Raw genomic sequence first — 15318 nt, 5'->3', positions numbered from 1 at the left:
ACCGGCATGCTCCTCACGATCGACGTAGGCAACACGCACACCGTCCTCGGCCTGTTCGACGGCGAGGACATCGTCGAGCACTGGCGCATCTCGACGGACGCCCGCCGCACCGCCGACGAACTGGCGGTCCTCCTCCAGGGCCTGATGGGCATGCACCCGCTGCTCGGCGACGAGCTGGGCGACGGCATCGACGGAATCGCCATCTGCGCCACCGTCCCTTCCGTCCTTCACGAACTCCGCGAGGTGACTCGCCGCTACTACGGCGACGTCCCCGCGGTCCTCGTCGAACCGGGTGTGAAGACGGGCGTCCCGATCCTCACGGACAACCCCAAGGAGGTCGGGGCCGACCGCATCATCAACGCGGTGGCAGCGGTCGACCTGTACGGCGGCCCGGCCATCGTCGTCGACTTCGGTACGGCGACGACGTTCGACGCGGTGAGCGCGCGCGGCGAGTACATCGGCGGTGTCATCGCTCCCGGCATCGAGATCTCGGTCGAGGCCCTCGGCGTCAGGGGCGCCCAGCTCCGCAAGATCGAGGTGGCCCGCCCGCGCAGCGTCATCGGCAAGAACACGGTCGAGGCCATGCAGTCCGGCATCATCTACGGCTTCGCCGGCCAGGTGGACGGCGTCGTCAACCGCATGGCCCGCGAACTCGCCGACGACGCCGACGACGTCACGGTCATCGCCACGGGCGGCCTGGCCCCCATGGTCCTGGGCGAGTCCTCCGTCATCGACGAACACGAACCCTGGTTGACCCTGATCGGCCTCCGCCTGGTCTACGAACGCAACGTCTCCCGAATGTGACCCCGCCGGTACGGCACGGGGGCCTGCGGCAGGACGGGCTGGAATGCCGGGACCGGCGATGGCAGCTGCAGATGGGCCGTGGTGGTGGGCGCACCCCGCGGCGCCGCAGTCGCCGACGGCGGCAAGGGGACGTGGCGGGGGGTGTCCGCCCGCAGTGGCCGGCGTCAACACGCGGTACCTCTTGGCCTAGGGGGACCGCCGGTCCGAGGACGGACACCCCCGGCACGGCCCCGACCCACCACACACCCGCAGGCGCCACGCGAACCCCCACCGAAGCAGCCACAGGCCGCCGCAGGCACCCCCCGCCCCCAACCCCCCACCACCCGAGTGGCTCCCCACGCCACACCCACCCCACCTATGCCGCGTTTGTCTGATTAGCGCGTATCGTCGGCCCATGCCCACGCCATACGGATCCCGCGGCGCCATGGCGTTCGGCGCGGAGGAGCTGCGTGTGCTCCGCCGCGCTCTCGCCCTCGCCCTACACCCCAGCCCCGCCTCGGCCGAGGAGGTCCAGGACTGCCTCCGCCTCGCCGAGTCGCTCGACGAGGCGATGCGCGAGGGCGCCCGGCTGCGTGCCTTCCTGACGGCCGACCTGGCCCGCTACCGCGCCGCCCTCCCCGGCACCGCAGCCGGCTACCTCGCCCTCCTCGAGGAAGCCCTCGCCGCCGCGCACCCCCCGACCGCCGAGGACCTCGCCGCCCTCCGCGCGCTGCGCGGCAACCCCACCGCCGCCGCCCTCCTCACCCGCTGCCAGGCACTGGCAGAACAGGACGTACGAGCCCGTCTCGCGCGCGGCTCCGCCCACCCGGCCGCTCCTGCCAAGCCGGCCATCCCCGCGTCCCGTACGCACCTCCTGGCCCTCCCCGGGGGCCTCTGCGCCGACCGCCCCCACCCCCCGGTCGACCTCCCGGCGCAGGCGGCCGGCCAGGACCCCGCCAAGCCGCCCCGGAAGAAGCCCGCGGAGAAGCCGGCCACCCCCAAGCCCGACCCGGGCCCCGGCCCCGAGCGCACACCACCAGCCCCCAAGCCGGCGCGCCCCATCCCCACCCCCGGCGAGGTCTTCCCCCGCCGCAAACCGACCCCGCCCCCCACGAACCCGCCCCAGCAGCTCGCAGCAGGCTGAGACGTGAACCACTGAGGCGCGAACCACCCCACAAACCCCCAACCCCCGCCCCACCCGCCTCCCACCCCCTGGCTACCCTGGACGCATGGACTACGTCTCCGCACTCCTCCCCCCGGCCGTCATGGCCGTGTTCTTCATCGGTGTGATCAGGGTGATCGTGAAGACCCAGGGCGGAGCCAACAAGGCCAAGGAGGACGCGGCCGTGGACGCCGCCCTCGCGCGCGTGGAGGGCACCCGCCAGGCCTCGGCGACCCCGGACGCCTGAACCCGACGGCGTACGACGGCGTACGACTCCGAGCTCACCGCTTTCCGAGTCGTACGCCCTTTTTGTTCCTGTTTGCCGGAGAAAGTGCCCGTCCGGCACGCCAACACCCAGATCTCCCACTATTGTGCGAGCTGTGCCTCGCCCATTGGGAGAACTCGAAGACACGGTCATGACGCGGGTGTGGAAGTGGAACCGCCCGGTGACCGTTCGAGAAGTCCTGGAAGATCTTCAGCAGGAGCGGTCCATCGCGTACACCACGGTGATGACCGTTTTGGACAATCTCCATCAGAAGGGCTGGGTACGCCGCGAGGCGGAAGGCCGGGCCTATCGATATGAGGCGGTCTCCACCCGAGCCGCCTACGCCGCCGCCCTGATGAACGACGCCTGGTCCCAGAGCGACAACCCCGCCGCGGCACTCGTCGCCTTCTTCGGCATGATGAGCGAGGAACAGCGCCAGGCCTTGCGGAACGCCGTACGCATCGTCCAGGGCCCGGAAACGCCCGAACCCACGGAAGCGCCGGATACACGCCGCGTTACGGGCACCGATACCAGCGCTGCCGCCGATACCACCAGCACCGATACCAGCGGCGATACCGCCGCGGATACCCGTACCGATACCGCTCCCCAGAACCCCGCCTCGGCACCGGAGCCCGACGGGCGATAGCGTCCGCTCATGTCCGCAGAGAGCCACTCGGCCGAGAGCCCCGCGGCTCAGAGCCCAGAAGTCACCGCAAAAGCCATCACCGTCCGGCGGGCCCGCACCGGTGATGTCCCGGCGGTGCGTCGTCTCCTTGACGAGTACGTCCGGCGTCGGATCCTGCTCGACAAAGCCACGGTGACTCTTTACGAGGACATCCAGGAGTTCTGGGTCGCGGAACGGGACGACAACGGCGAGGTCGTCGGCGCCGGTGCCCTGCACGTGATGTGGGAAGACCTGGCGGAAGTCCGCACTCTGGCCGTGAAGCCCGGCCTGAAGGGCGCCGGCGTCGGTCATCAGTTGCTGGAGAAGTTGCTGCACACCGCGCGCTGGCTCGGCGTTCGCCGCGTTTTCTGTCTCACCTTCGAAGTGGACTTCTTCGGCAAGCACGGCTTCGTGGAGATCGGGGAGACGCCGGTCGACACCGATGTCTACGCTGAGCTGCTGCGTTCCTATGACGAGGGCGTCGCGGAGTTCCTCGGTCTCGAACGAGTGAAACCGAACACCTTGGGCAACAGCCGGATGCTTCTGCATCTGTGATCGTCGCCCACAATTCCGACGGGTGGCCCTGCCCAGGTGCCCTATGTCCGAAACGCGCATGTTTCCGGACCGCAGTCGGCCTGTGGGTCTCTCCCGGGGGTTTGTGTTTTTCCAGCAAAAGCGGTTTGCTTTCCGACGTACTGCAGTACTGCATATAACAGGGGACGGCGAAACGGCGGACGCCGCAGACCCCAGGCCCTCAAGTTATCGATGAAAGGAAATCCGGTGGCACAGAAGGTTCAGGTCCTTCTTGTCGACGACCTCGACGGCGGCGAGGCGGACGAGACCGTGACGTTCGCGCTGGACGGCAAGACGTACGAGATCGATCTCACGACCGGCAATGCGGACAAGCTCCGCGGCCTTCTCGAGCCTTACGTGAAGGGCGGTCGCCGTACCGGAGGCCGTGCTTCGGGTGGACGCGGAAAGGCGCGCGCCACTTCCGGCGGCAGCCAGGACACCGCGCAGATCCGCGCGTGGGCCAAGGAGAACGGTTACGAGGTCAACGACCGCGGCCGCGTTCCGGCGTCCATTCGCGAGGCTTACGAGAAGGCCAACGCCTGATCCGGGGCGATGCCTGATCTACGGACAGGCCGAAGGCTGCACGCACGCGCGTCGCAGTCCCAGGCGGTGGCAGTGCGTCGCCACCGTGCCCAGTACCCGCAGGAGATCGGGGGCGCCCCCACCGCCCCCAAGGGCCGACAGCGTCGGCAGCGAGGCCTCGACCTCGCCCCCAGGCTCGGGGGCCGCAGCCACACGGCGGCCCCCTGCACTGCATCGGAGCGGTCCAGGGGAAGCGACCGCACTCCGCAGTGCCCCGGCAGGCCAGGACGCCGTACGGCTCCCCCCGGTCCCCCATCGGCGGGACACCGTACGGCCACCGCGGCCGGACCCCCACCCACCGAGCCCGGTTCGGCTGCGAGGTGCCGCACCAGCGCCGGTGACCCGAGAACCCCAAGCGGCCCTACGGCCATGACCGGCCGCCTGTCGGGCGGCAGCGGCGCCTCCATGAGGTCGCCCTCACCCAGTGCCGTCAGGTCCAGGGGCAGCGTGCCCCACTCCAGCCAGTCCAGCACCCCCGGCACCTCCTCCGCGCTGCCCGCGGCCAGGAGCAGCCGCATCCGGTCGCCCTGGACGGCCACCGGCGAGTCCGGTGCCAGATGGCGCAGTGCCGCGCGGCCCGCCTCGGCGGGGACGTCCAGGACGTCGAAGCTCAGGCCCACGCGAAGGCTCAGCGGGGCTCCGGGCGTGGATCCGGGCGTGGCGGGCACCACCGGCCAGCCCAGTTCGTTCTCGTACCACCGGCGGACCTGATCGCTCGGATCGAGCGGCCGACGGGGAGGGGGATGGAGGCGAGGTCCGTGGTGATCTTGGAGCGGGTGCCGACCATGCCAAGCGCAACCGCCGAATGGACGTGCGGGTTACGCTGGGTGTTCCGGTGAATGCACAGAGTGTCTGAATCGGGGGCGTGCGGGGGTGTGGGGTGGCGCAAGGTTGTTCGCCCGTAGCGGAGGGAACCGGGGGGCGCGGCATGGAGTGTCAGTCCCAGCGGGTAAGACATCCCTAGTGGGAGGGGGCGACACGCAGGCAAGGTGGTCTCACGTTCGCCATCGGCGTACTGATGGTGAGGGTAAGTGCCTGGCCTGCGGGAACATCGTCTCGCACCATCGGGTTGGAGCAGATGTCGGCGTTCGAGGTCAGGAGGCCATCGACGGTGTCGGCAGTTGGAATGAGCGGTCCCCGCTTGCGGGACTAAGCTGCGGAAGGACAGGGAGGGGAAGTTCCCCCCACTGCCTGACCGCTCTGAGGAGCGATTAACGATGTTCGAGAGGTTCACCGACCGCGCGCGGCGGGTTGTCGTCCTGGCTCAGGAAGAAGCCCGGATGCTCAACCACAACTACATCGGCACCGAGCACATCCTCCTGGGCCTGATCCATGAGGGTGAGGGTGTCGCCGCCAAGGCCCTTGAGAGCCTCGGGATTTCGCTCGAGGCGGTCCGCCAGCAGGTGGAGGAGATCATCGGGCAGGGTCAGCAGGCCCCGTCCGGGCACATCCCCTTCACCCCCCGTGCCAAGAAGGTCCTGGAGCTGTCGCTCCGCGAGGCCCTTCAGCTGGGCCACAACTACATCGGCACGGAGCACATCCTGCTCGGCCTGATCCGTGAGGGCGAGGGCGTCGCCGCCCAGGTCCTGGTCAAGCTGGGCGCAGATCTCAACCGGGTGCGGCAGCAGGTCATCCAGCTGCTCTCCGGCTACCAGGGCAAGGAGACCGCCACCGCCGGCGGGCCTGCCGAGGGCACGCCCTCGACGTCCCTGGTCCTCGACCAGTTCGGCCGGAACCTCACCCAGGCCGCTCGTGAGTCCAAGCTCGACCCGGTCATCGGGCGCGAGAAGGAGATCGAGCGGGTCATGCAGGTGCTGTCCCGCCGTACGAAGAACAACCCGGTCCTGATCGGTGAGCCCGGCGTCGGCAAGACCGCCGTCGTCGAGGGCCTCGCTCAGGCCATCGTCAAGGGCGAGGTGCCCGAGACCCTCAAGGACAAGCACCTCTACACCCTCGACCTCGGCGCGCTGGTCGCCGGCTCCCGCTACCGCGGTGACTTCGAGGAGCGCCTGAAGAAGGTGCTCAAGGAGATCCGCACCCGCGGCGACATCATCCTGTTCATCGACGAGCTGCACACGCTGGTCGGTGCGGGTGCCGCCGAGGGCGCCATCGACGCGGCTTCCATCCTGAAGCCGATGCTGGCCCGCGGTGAGCTGCAGACCATCGGTGCGACCACGCTGGACGAGTACCGCAAGCACCTGGAGAAGGACGCGGCCCTCGAGCGCCGCTTCCAGCCCATCCAGGTCGCCGAGCCGTCCCTGCCGCACACGATCGAGATCCTCAAGGGTCTGCGCGACCGGTACGAGGCCCACCACCGGGTCTCCATCACGGACGAGGCGCTGGTCCAGGCCGCCACCCTGGCCGACCGGTACATCTCGGACCGCTTCCTGCCGGACAAGGCGATCGACCTGATCGACGAGGCCGGTTCCCGGATGCGCATCCGCCGGATGACCGCGCCGCCGGACCTGCGCGAGTTCGACGAGAAGATCGCGGGCGTGCGCCGCGACAAGGAGTCCGCGATCGACTCGCAGGACTTCGAGAAGGCCGCCTCCCTGCGCGACAAGGAGAAGCAGCTCCTGGCCGCCAAGGCCAAGCGGGAGAAGGAGTGGAAGGCCGGCGACATGGACGTCGTCGCCGAGGTCGACGGCGAGCTGATCGCCGAGGTCCTCGCCACGGCCACCGGCATCCCGGTCTTCAAGCTCACGGAGGAGGAGTCGTCCCGCCTGCTGCGCATGGAGGACGAGCTCCACAAGCGGGTCATCGGCCAGGTCGACGCCGTCAAGGCGCTCTCGAAGGCGATCCGCCGTACGCGTGCCGGTCTGAAGGACCCGAAGCGTCCCGGTGGCTCGTTCATCTTCGCGGGCCCGTCCGGTGTCGGTAAGACCGAGCTGTCCAAGGCGCTCGCCGAGTTCCTCTTCGGTGACGAGGACGCGCTGATCTCCCTCGACATGTCGGAGTTCAGCGAGAAGCACACGGTCTCCCGTCTCTTCGGTTCGCCCCCCGGCTACGTGGGCTACGAGGAGGGCGGCCAGCTGACCGAGAAGGTCCGCCGCAAGCCGTTCTCCGTCGTCCTCTTCGACGAGGTCGAGAAGGCCCACCCGGACATCTTCAACTCGCTGCTGCAGATCCTGGAGGACGGTCGCCTGACCGACTCCCAGGGCCGGGTCGTGGACTTCAAGAACACGGTCATCATCATGACGACCAACCTCGGCACCCGGGACATCTCCAAGGGCTTCAACCTGGGCTTCGCGGCCTCGGGTGACACGAAGAGCAACTACGAGCGCATGAAGAACAAGGTGTCGGACGAGCTCAAGCAGCACTTCCGCCCCGAGTTCCTCAACCGCGTCGACGACGTGGTCGTCTTCCCGCAGCTGACCCAGGACGACATCCTCAAGATCGTCGGCCTGATGATCGGCAAGGTGGACGAGCGCCTGAAGGACCGGGACATGGGCATCGAGCTCTCCCAGTCCGCCAAGGAGCTGCTGGCCAAGAAGGGCTACGACCCCGTGCTGGGCGCCCGGCCGCTGCGCCGGACGATCCAGCGCGAGATCGAGGACTCGCTGTCGGAGAAGATCCTCTTCGGCGAGCTGCGTCCCGGTCACATCGTGGTCGTGGACACCGAGGGCGAGGGTGAGACCAAGACCTTCACCTTCCGCGGCGAGGAGAAGGCGGCCCTGCCCGACGTCCCGCCGATCGAGCAGGCGGCCGGTGGCACCGGTCCGAACCTGAGCAAGGAGGCGTAGCCGCGCGCTTCGCCTGAACCAAAGGGGCTGCCCCGGGACCTGGTCCCGGGGCAGTCCCTTTTTCGCACGCTCCGTTTTCGCACGCTCCGTCAGGAAAGCTGCCCGTTGTAGTCCGGCAGCTTGTACGTCTTCTCGGCATGGCCGCCCGACAGGTCGGTGGCGCTGTTGCCGATGTTCGCGATGATCGTGTAGCCCTTCTTCTCGATGTCGACGCGCTGCGCCGTCTTGTAGTCGCCGACGTTCTTGAAGAGGTCGAAGAAGCTGCGCACGTACAGCCCGGAGACCTGGTAGCCGCGGTACTCGAGGTTGTAGTCGGTCACCGAGTAGATGATGCCCGGGCGGGCGGTCACGAAGAACAGGGAGACGCCGTGCTCCTGCGCGTACTCGGCGACCTCCCGGACGGGCTCGTTGGCCGGCTGCGGGTAGCTGAAGCCGAAGTCCGTCTCCAGGGTGGTGTTGTCGATGTCGAAGACGATCGCCTGCTTCTCACCCGGCTTGGTGTTCGCGATCCGCTGTTTCAGGGCGGGCAGCGCCTGGTCCATCACCGCCTGGCAGTCCTTCTGCCAGGTGTCGTAGTCGACATCCGCAGAGGAGGCCGCTGCCGCCGTGCTGGTGGCGGTGGCCGAGGTGCTCGTCGCGGCGGACGCCGCTTCGGCGGGGACCGCGAGGGCCACGAGGGCGGCCGCGGAGACGGTACCGACCGCGATCCGGCGTGCCCAGGGGCGGCGAAGCGTCATGTGTGGGGGTCCTCTCACGTCACGTGCGCTATGTCGTTGTCGCGTGCATGTTCGTGGGTGGGGATGGCGTGAGGGGAACGGTAAGGTTACTGAAGGGTAAGTCGCTAGAGGTGTGCGTCACATGGCGCTGTCGATCTGCTTGCGGGTGGGCGCTCAGTCCTAGGGCTGCGGCCCGGAGAGCGGGTTGAGACGGAGCCTGGCGGGGCGTCCGTCGGCGTTGCGGAGCCGAGTGCCCATCGTGTTCACCAGGGTGAGCCGAGGGTGGGCGGCCAAGGGGGCGAGACCGAGGCCATCGGAACGCGAGCCGTTGGAGCAACTCGACCTGGGACTCCTCGTCCAGATCCCCCGTCAGTTCGCATTCGTGGTCCCGGCGTTCGCGGTGCAGGGCGCAGATCAGGGCGCACATCAACGGGTTGGTCGCCAGGCGCCCCAGGCTCGGCTTCGTGCGCACCGAGGACAGCAGCGCCTCGCCCGGTGCCGCGTCCGCGTCCGCGCCCGCGCCCGCGCCCGCGCCCGCAGCCTCGTGCCGGCGGCGGACGAGCACCGCGAAGAAGGCGGCCAGGAGGTCGGCGAGCCAGCGACGGGTGCGGGCACGTTCCTGTTCCGGGACCACGTTGACGCCGTCGATCGGCAGCAAGCGGGGCGGCTGTGAGCCGGCGGGCGGTCAGCTGACCGCATCCAGGAAGTCGCCGGGGACGGGGAGGCGGGCGCTGCCGCGGGTGAGGGTGCGCAGGGGCGGGGCGAAGGCCACGCGGACCATGAGCTGAGCGCGTCGACCGGACAGCTCCTCCTGGCGGGCGGTGGTGACGGCCAGCCACTGCACGAGTGGGGATCGGCTGGGCTCGCGGACGAGCTTGCGTAACTCCCGCTCGCCGAGCGTCCGCCTCTCACCGCGGAGCAGCAGGGTAGTGCCCGTCACATTCCGGGGTCTTCCGATTGCATAGGGCGGTGACATGCCGCACAGGCGATTTGTCCGTTACTAGCGGGAATAGTGGAAGCGGGGGTAGCGGGCAAATCGGGCGTTAGCTATGAAAGCTGGCAAGGTGTTTCGGCGTCAGTGCTGGTTCGTCCGTATTAGGTGATCTGTCAAGATGCGGGGATTTTTGCGGCGAAGTACTAGCGCTAGTCGTAGATAAGGGGTTTTGGGGTTCGAGGGAGCAGGGGTTACCAAGGGATGGCCATCCGGCGAATGCCTGAGCAGTCGGGTGGCTTTCTCTGTCGTCGTCCCCGTGAGGTTTCGAATGTCCCCGCGCTTCTCGTTCCGTTCGTCCCGTACGTCCACCTTCCGCACCCGTGCGGCTGTGCTGGCCGCCGGCCTGGGGGCCTCGGTCGTGCTGGGCGCCGGAGGCGCGGTCGCTGCCGAGATGAGCTCCGCTCCCGCTGCCTCCACCGCCGTCCAGGCGCAGAGTGCCGCCGCGAAGAAGGCCGCCGCCAAGAAGGCCGCCTCCTGGGTCAGCCCGGTGAAGAAGTACACGAAGTCCGCCAGCTTCGCGCAGGCCGGCGGCATGTGGCAGTCCACCCACAGTGGGCAGGACTTCGCCGTCGCGACCGGCACCGACGTCATGGCCGCGCACGGCGGCACGGTCGTCAAGGCCGGCGGCAATGGCGCCGGTGACGGTCCCGCGTACGGCAACGCCGTCGTCATCAAGCACGGCAACGGGACCTTCTCCCAGTACGCCCACCTGTCGCGCATCGACGTGAAGATCGGCCAGGTCGTCAAGACCGGCCAGCACATAGCCAAGTCCGGCAGCACCGGTAACTCCAGCGGTCCGCACCTGCACTTCGAGATCCGTAAGAGTGCCAACTACGGCTCCGCCATCGACCCCGTGTCCTTCCTGCGGGCCAACGGTCTGAAGATCTGAGTGACCGAGCCGCTCAGGCGCCCTTGTGCGCCTGGGTGATCAGGTCCGTGGCGACCTCGAGGACGGCCGTGCGCTTCTCCTCGGGGTCGCCTTCGAGGTCCTTCAGGACGAACATCCCGGCGTGCATCGTGAACAGGGCGCTGATGCAGCGCACCTGGTCGACCAGATCGGCGTCCGGATCTATGACGATGTCGCGCATGCCCAGCATGCGGTTCTTGAACATCTCGCCGATGCTCAGATCGCGGACCGTCGCCTGGTTCTCCTGCATGAAGCGGAACAGCGGTGACGCGTCGGTCAGGACCTGGCTGTAGCGGCGTACGATCTCCTGCTTGGTCTCGAGGGTGTGCGGCTGCTGCCTGCCCCACTCGATCAGGTCCTCGATCGGCTTCGTCAGGTCCTCGAAGAGGCTGACGATGATCTCTTCCTTCGTTTTGAAGTGGTAGTACAAGGCCGCTTTCGTGACCTCCAGGCGCTCGGCGATCTCGCGCAGGGAGGTCTTCTCGTAGCCCTGCTCGGCGAAGAGTTCGAGGGCTACGTCCTGGATGCGCTGGCGGGTGTTCCCGCGGCGCCGCTGCTTGGTGCCGTCCATGGTGCCGCCCATCCTCGTACGCTTCGGCTTTCCATAAAACTTACTTGACGCCCGGCTAGTTACGCGCCTAGGTTCCCTGAGTGTAGACAACTAGCCGGGCGGCAAGTAAGTGGCCGGGGGAGTGGGAACGATGGCGGACACCAAAACAGTGGACACAGAGGCGGAGCCTGCGGGTAAACAGCCGAAGAGCGTGCGTGTCGTGCTGCTCGCGCTGATGATCACGATGATGCTCGCGATGCTCGACAACATGATCGTGGGCACTGCCATGCCGACGATCGTGGGCGAGCTGGGCGGCCTGGAGCATCTGTCGTGGGTGGTGACGTCGTACACGCTGGCGACCGCGGCCTCCACACCGCTGTGGGGCAAGCTCGGCGACATGTACGGCCGTAAGGGCATGTTCATGGCGTCGATCGTGCTGTTCCTCATCGGGTCCGTGCTGAGCGGCATGGCCCAGGACATGGGACAGCTGATCGCGTTCCGGGCGGTGCAGGGGCTGGGCGCCGGTGGTCTGATGGTCGGCGTCATGGCGATCATCGGCGATCTGATTCCGCCGCGTGAGCGGGGCAAGTACCAGGGCATGATGGCCGGCGTGATGGCGCTCGCGATGATCGCCGGGCCGCTCGTCGGTGGCACCATCACCGACCACTGGGGCTGGCGCTGGGCCTTCTACATCAACCTGCCGCTCGGGGTCGTGGCGCTCGCCGCGATCAGTGTCGTGCTGCATCTGCCGAGGAAGCGGTCGCAGGCGCGGATCGACTATCTCGGGGCCGGGCTGCTGACCGTGGGGATTACCGCGATCGTGCTGGTGACCACGTGGGGCGGTACGGAGTACGCGTGGACGTCCGCGCGGATCATGGAGCTCATCGGGATCGGGGTCGCCGCGCTCGTCGGGTTCGTGTTCTGGCAGACCAAGGCGGCGGAGCCGGTGGTGCCGCTGCACATCTTCCGCAGCCGGAACTTCACTCTGATGTCCGTGATCGGGTTCATCGTCGGGTTCGTGATGTTCGGGGCGACGCTGTTCCTGCCGCTGTACCAGCAGTCCGTGCAGGGGGCTTCCGCCACCAACTCCGGGCTTCTGCTGCTGCCCATGCTCGGCGCGATGCTGGTGACCTCGATGGTCGCCGGGCGTGTGACCACGAACACCGGGCGGTACAAGGTGTTCCCGGTCGTCGGCAGTGCGCTGATGGTCGTCGGGCTCTATCTGCTGTCGACGATGGACACCGGGACGAGCCGGTTCATGTCCGGGGTGTTCATGGCGGTGGTCGGGTTCGGCATGGGCTGTCTGATGCAGATCACCATGCTGGTCGCGCAGAACAGCGTCGAGATGAAGGACATGGGTGTCGCGTCGTCGTCCACCACGCTGTTCCGTACGCTCGGGTCCTCGTTCGGGGTCGCGATCATGGGGGCGCTGTTCAACAGCCGCGTCCAGGACGTCATGGCCGAGCAGGGCGGGGCGCTGGGCGCGCGGGTGACCGAGCAGTCGGCTCAGGTGAATGCGGCGGGTCTGGCGAAGCTGCCGGAGGCTGTGCGGGAGGCGTACCAGCATGCGGTGTCCGCCGGGACGCATTCCGCGTTTCTGCTGGGAGCCGTGGTGGCTGTGGTGGCCCTTGTGGCGGCTGTGTTTGTCAAGGAGGTGCCGCTGCGGGGGGCGGGGCCGACATCTGACGCCGATACTGACGCCGATGGGGGCGCTGCCGCTGGGGATGGCACGGGGGCCAAGGCGGCGGTGGTGGAGGCCGTCTGAGTGGGCGGTTCGGGTGGGGCCCTCGGCGACGTTCCGTCCCGGGGGCCTTCGCCTTGGCCGGTGGCCGGGAGGGGTGTCAGTGGGCCGTGTCACCATCGGACCCATGGGCAAGGTGCGGCAGTTGCGGTTGGCGAAGGACGCCATGGATCGGGAGTGGGCCGACCCGGGGCTCGACCTGGATGCCGTTGCCGCGCATGCCGGGTACTCGCGGTATCACTTCGTGCGGGCGTTCAAGGCGGCTTACGGGGAGACGCCGGGGCAGTACCTGACGCATCGGCGGATCGAGCGGGCCGAGGAGTATCTGCGGGGGGCCAATCTGACCGTGACGGAGATCTGTCATCTGGTCGGGTTCAGCAGCCTCGGCACGTTCTCGGCGCGGTTCAAGACACGGACCGGACTGACGCCGACGGAGTACCGGGAGAAGCATGTCGGGCGGGGAGCGGCGTTGATACCAGGCTGCTACGCGATGCTGTGGGCCGGGGGATTCCGGCGCCGCGAAGGGGAGCCGCAGGGGGAGCGGCAGAAGAGCAAGTTTGGAGAAGCGCCCTGATGGCGCCTCTGCCTAACGTGACGGAGAGAACAACCAGCCACAGCACGGGAGGGCACCGTCATGATCAAGGGCCTCGGCATCACCACCGTATGGACGTTTGACCAGCAGCGCACCAAGGTCTTCTTCACCGAGAAGATCGGCTTCGAGGTGCGCAACGACCTGTCCATGGGCGACATGCGATGGGTCACCGTGGGCGCCAAGGACCAGCCGGACGTCGAGCTCGCGCTGATGAGCCTCGACGGGCCCGGTCTCGACCCCGAGTCCTCCGAGGCGCTGAAGACGCTCGTCGGGAAGGGCGTCATCGGGGCCGGGGCGTTCCGGACCGACGACTGCCGGGGGGACTACGAGACCTTCAAGGCACGCGGGGTGGAGTTCATCCAGGAGCCGCAGGAGCGGCCGTACGGCATCGAGGCGATCTTCCGCGACGACAACGGCAACTGGTACTCGCTGACCGAGCGGAGCGAGGAGCTCGACTTCTCGAAGTCGTTCGGGTGAGCAGCCGCCAAGCTGCCTGAGGAGCGGGCCCCACTGTCGGCGGGCGCATCGGAACAGGCCTACGGCAGCATCGGGTAGCTTCCCGTATTCGTCGGCGCGTGCTCCGGGAGCCAGAGGACTGCCACCGCGCCCTCCGCCTGCACATGCTCCGCAGCACCCGGCGGCCGTACGTTGCGGAAGGTCAGGCGGGCACCGAGGACCCGGGCCTGACCTGCCGCGATCGTCAGGCCGAGACCGTGACCGTGGCCCGCGCGGTCACTGCTGCCCGTGCGGAAGCGGCTCGGCCCGTCGGCGAGCAGGTCCTCGGGGAACCCGGGGCCGTGGTCGCGGACCCGGATGACCCGGCCCTCGACCGTGACCTCGATGGGCGGCCGGCCGTGCTTCGCGGCGTTCGCCAGCAGGTTGAACAGCACCCGCTCCAGGCGCCGCGGGTCCGTCGTGACCTCCGACTCGTGGACGACCCGCACCTCGATGCCGGGGTCCTTCGCCGAGACCCGCCGGCTGACGAACTCGCCCAGAATGATGTCCTGCAGCTCGGCCCGCTCCGAGGCGCTGTCCAGACGGGCCACCTCCAGGACGTCCTCCACGAGCGTGCGCATGGCCTTCGCCCGGTCAAGGACCAGTTCGGTGAGCCGGCTGGGCGGCAGCAGCTCGGCCGCGGTCAGCAGACCGGTCACCGGCGTCCGCAGTTCGTGCGCGATGTCCGCCGTGACCCGGCGCTCCGCCTCCAGCCGCTGCTGCAGCGCGTCCGCCATCGCGTCCACCGCGCTCGCCAGATCGTCGGTCTCGTCCCGTACGACACCCCCGATGGCGTCCCGCACCCGCACCTCCGGCTGCCCGCTCGCGACCTGGTGCGCCGCTGCCGCCGCCTTGCGCAGCCGGCGCGACAACTGCCCGCCGACGAGGACGCCGAGAGCGCTGCCGCCGAAGACGACCGCGATGGATCCGATGATCAGTGCCTTGTCGAGGTCGTCGAGGATGTCCTCGCTGCGGTCGGTGAACCCGGTGTGCAGCGACATGACATGGCCGTTGGTGAGCGGTACGGCCGCCCAGATGTCGGGCGTGCCGCCCGGCGTGTCGGTCACGTAGGTGGCCCGCCGGCCCTCCTCGACCTTCTCCCGCAGCGCCGCGGGCAGCTCCGGGTCGTCGATCGTGGCGTTGGGGAAGTTCAGCCGCTTGGACTGCTCGTAGCTGCGCTGGGCGATCTGGATCCGTTCGTCGGCGAGGTCGCGCGCGTTGTCCAGCATCGAGACCCGGGCCGCGTTGTGCACGACCAGGCTCAGCACGACCGCCACGAGCGCGCCGACCAGCGCGATCGCCGCGCTCAGCTTCCACCGCAGACCCGTACGAATGGCCAGACGGCTCCCTAGCCGGCCGCGCCCGCGCGCGCCGCTGCGGCCGCTCGTACGGCCACCGCTCCTACGACCACTCACGCGCGCGCCCGCATGTGCTCCCGCACCCAGGCCTGTCCCACGGCCACCGACGGTCGCGGCGTCGGCCGCGTCCGTGAGGCCCGCCGCGCGCACCACGCCGGACGGAGCCGGGCGTCTGAACATCCCGCGCATGCCG

At 68.8% G+C, this 15318-nt stretch carries 15 protein-coding genes and 1 pseudogene; 11 read left to right on the top strand and 5 right to left on the bottom strand.

What is annotated here, in order from left to right; genetic code table 11:
• The first annotated feature begins 6 nt into the window (after positions 1-6).
• The 6 genes from OHO27_RS17815 to OHO27_RS17790 all read left to right on the top strand — a co-directional run bounded on the left by OHO27_RS17815 (position 7) and on the right by OHO27_RS17790 (position 3990).
• Entirely contained in the window at positions 7-804 is a 798-nt protein-coding gene (locus tag OHO27_RS17815) for a type III pantothenate kinase (protein ID WP_328425068.1), read from the top strand.
• 424 nt (positions 805-1228) lie between these two features.
• Entirely contained in the window at positions 1229-1927 is a 699-nt protein-coding gene (locus OHO27_RS17810; RefSeq protein ID WP_328430470.1) for a hypothetical protein, read from the top strand.
• Positions 1928-2012: 85 nt separating this feature from the next.
• The gene (locus OHO27_RS17805; protein ID WP_328425066.1) at positions 2013-2192 is read left to right on the top strand and encodes a hypothetical protein; all 180 of its coding nucleotides are present in this window, start codon (positions 2013-2015) and stop codon (positions 2190-2192) included.
• 169 nt (positions 2193-2361) lie between these two features.
• Positions 2362-2856 carry a BlaI/MecI/CopY family transcriptional regulator gene (locus tag OHO27_RS17800; protein ID WP_443059558.1) on the top strand — a complete coding sequence of 165 codons (495 nt, stop codon included), beginning with the start codon at positions 2362-2364 and terminating at the stop codon, positions 2854-2856.
• 9 nt (positions 2857-2865) lie between these two features.
• A complete protein-coding gene (locus tag OHO27_RS17795; RefSeq protein ID WP_328425062.1) occupies positions 2866-3429 on the top strand; it encodes an amino-acid N-acetyltransferase in 564 nt (187 codons plus the stop codon).
• 225 nt (positions 3430-3654) lie between these two features.
• On the top strand, positions 3655-3990 hold the full coding sequence (locus OHO27_RS17790; protein ID WP_328425060.1) for a histone-like nucleoid-structuring protein Lsr2: 336 nt from the start codon (positions 3655-3657) through the stop codon (positions 3988-3990).
• 18 nt (positions 3991-4008) lie between these two features.
• Here OHO27_RS17790 and OHO27_RS17785 read toward each other — a convergent pair.
• Positions 4009-4712, bottom strand: a pseudogene (locus OHO27_RS17785) (SCO3374 family protein).
• Between the two features lie 534 nt (positions 4713-5246).
• On the opposite strand from OHO27_RS17785, the gene OHO27_RS17780 reads away from it, so the two are divergent.
• A complete protein-coding gene (locus tag OHO27_RS17780) occupies positions 5247-7772 on the top strand; it encodes an ATP-dependent Clp protease ATP-binding subunit (protein ID WP_328425058.1) in 2526 nt (841 codons plus the stop codon).
• 89 nt (positions 7773-7861) lie between these two features.
• On the opposite strand, the gene OHO27_RS17775 is transcribed toward OHO27_RS17780, so the two are convergent.
• Positions 7862-8509 carry an HAD family acid phosphatase gene (locus OHO27_RS17775; RefSeq protein ID WP_328425056.1) on the bottom strand — a complete coding sequence of 216 codons (648 nt, stop codon included), beginning with the start codon at positions 8507-8509 and terminating at the stop codon, positions 7862-7864.
• 664 nt (positions 8510-9173) lie between these two features.
• Positions 9174-9428: a hypothetical protein gene (locus OHO27_RS17770; protein WP_328425054.1), complete on the bottom strand. Its 255-nt coding sequence runs from the start codon at positions 9426-9428 to the stop codon at positions 9174-9176.
• Positions 9429-9750: 322 nt separating this feature from the next.
• On the opposite strand from OHO27_RS17770, the gene OHO27_RS17765 reads away from it, so the two are divergent.
• On the top strand, positions 9751-10371 hold the full coding sequence (locus tag OHO27_RS17765) for a M23 family metallopeptidase (RefSeq protein ID WP_328425052.1): 621 nt from the start codon (positions 9751-9753) through the stop codon (positions 10369-10371).
• 13 nt (positions 10372-10384) lie between these two features.
• Here the strand turns inward: OHO27_RS17765 and OHO27_RS17760 are convergent, their stop codons facing one another.
• Positions 10385-10972, bottom strand: coding sequence for a TetR/AcrR family transcriptional regulator (locus OHO27_RS17760; protein ID WP_328425050.1), 588 nt, complete (start codon positions 10970-10972; stop codon positions 10385-10387).
• A gap of 118 nt (positions 10973-11090) precedes the next feature.
• Here OHO27_RS17760 and OHO27_RS17755 point away from each other — a divergent pair, with 118 nt between their 5' ends.
• From OHO27_RS17755 to OHO27_RS17745, 3 genes are all read left to right on the top strand, one after another.
• Positions 11091-12704, top strand: a complete 1614-nt coding sequence (locus OHO27_RS17755; protein WP_328425048.1) for an MDR family MFS transporter — start codon at positions 11091-11093, stop codon at positions 12702-12704.
• Between the two features lie 103 nt (positions 12705-12807).
• A complete protein-coding gene (locus OHO27_RS17750) occupies positions 12808-13254 on the top strand; it encodes a helix-turn-helix transcriptional regulator (RefSeq protein WP_328425046.1) in 447 nt (148 codons plus the stop codon).
• A gap of 60 nt (positions 13255-13314) precedes the next feature.
• The gene (locus OHO27_RS17745; RefSeq protein WP_328425044.1) at positions 13315-13749 is read left to right on the top strand and encodes a VOC family protein; all 435 of its coding nucleotides are present in this window, start codon (positions 13315-13317) and stop codon (positions 13747-13749) included.
• A 59-nt stretch (positions 13750-13808) separates the two neighbouring features.
• Here the strand turns inward: OHO27_RS17745 and cseC are convergent, their stop codons facing one another.
• Positions 13809-15314, bottom strand: coding sequence for a two-component system sensor histidine kinase CseC (gene cseC / locus OHO27_RS17740; protein ID WP_328425041.1), 1506 nt, complete (start codon positions 15312-15314; stop codon positions 13809-13811).
• Between the last annotated feature and the right edge of the window lie 4 nt (positions 15315-15318).

Source organism: Streptomyces sp. NBC_00443 (genome assembly GCF_036014175.1).
GTDB lineage: Bacteria > Actinomycetota > Actinomycetes > Streptomycetales > Streptomycetaceae > Streptomyces.
Note: the sequence above shows the minus strand (reverse complement) of the source record. Positions and strands in the feature narration are given on the sequence as shown.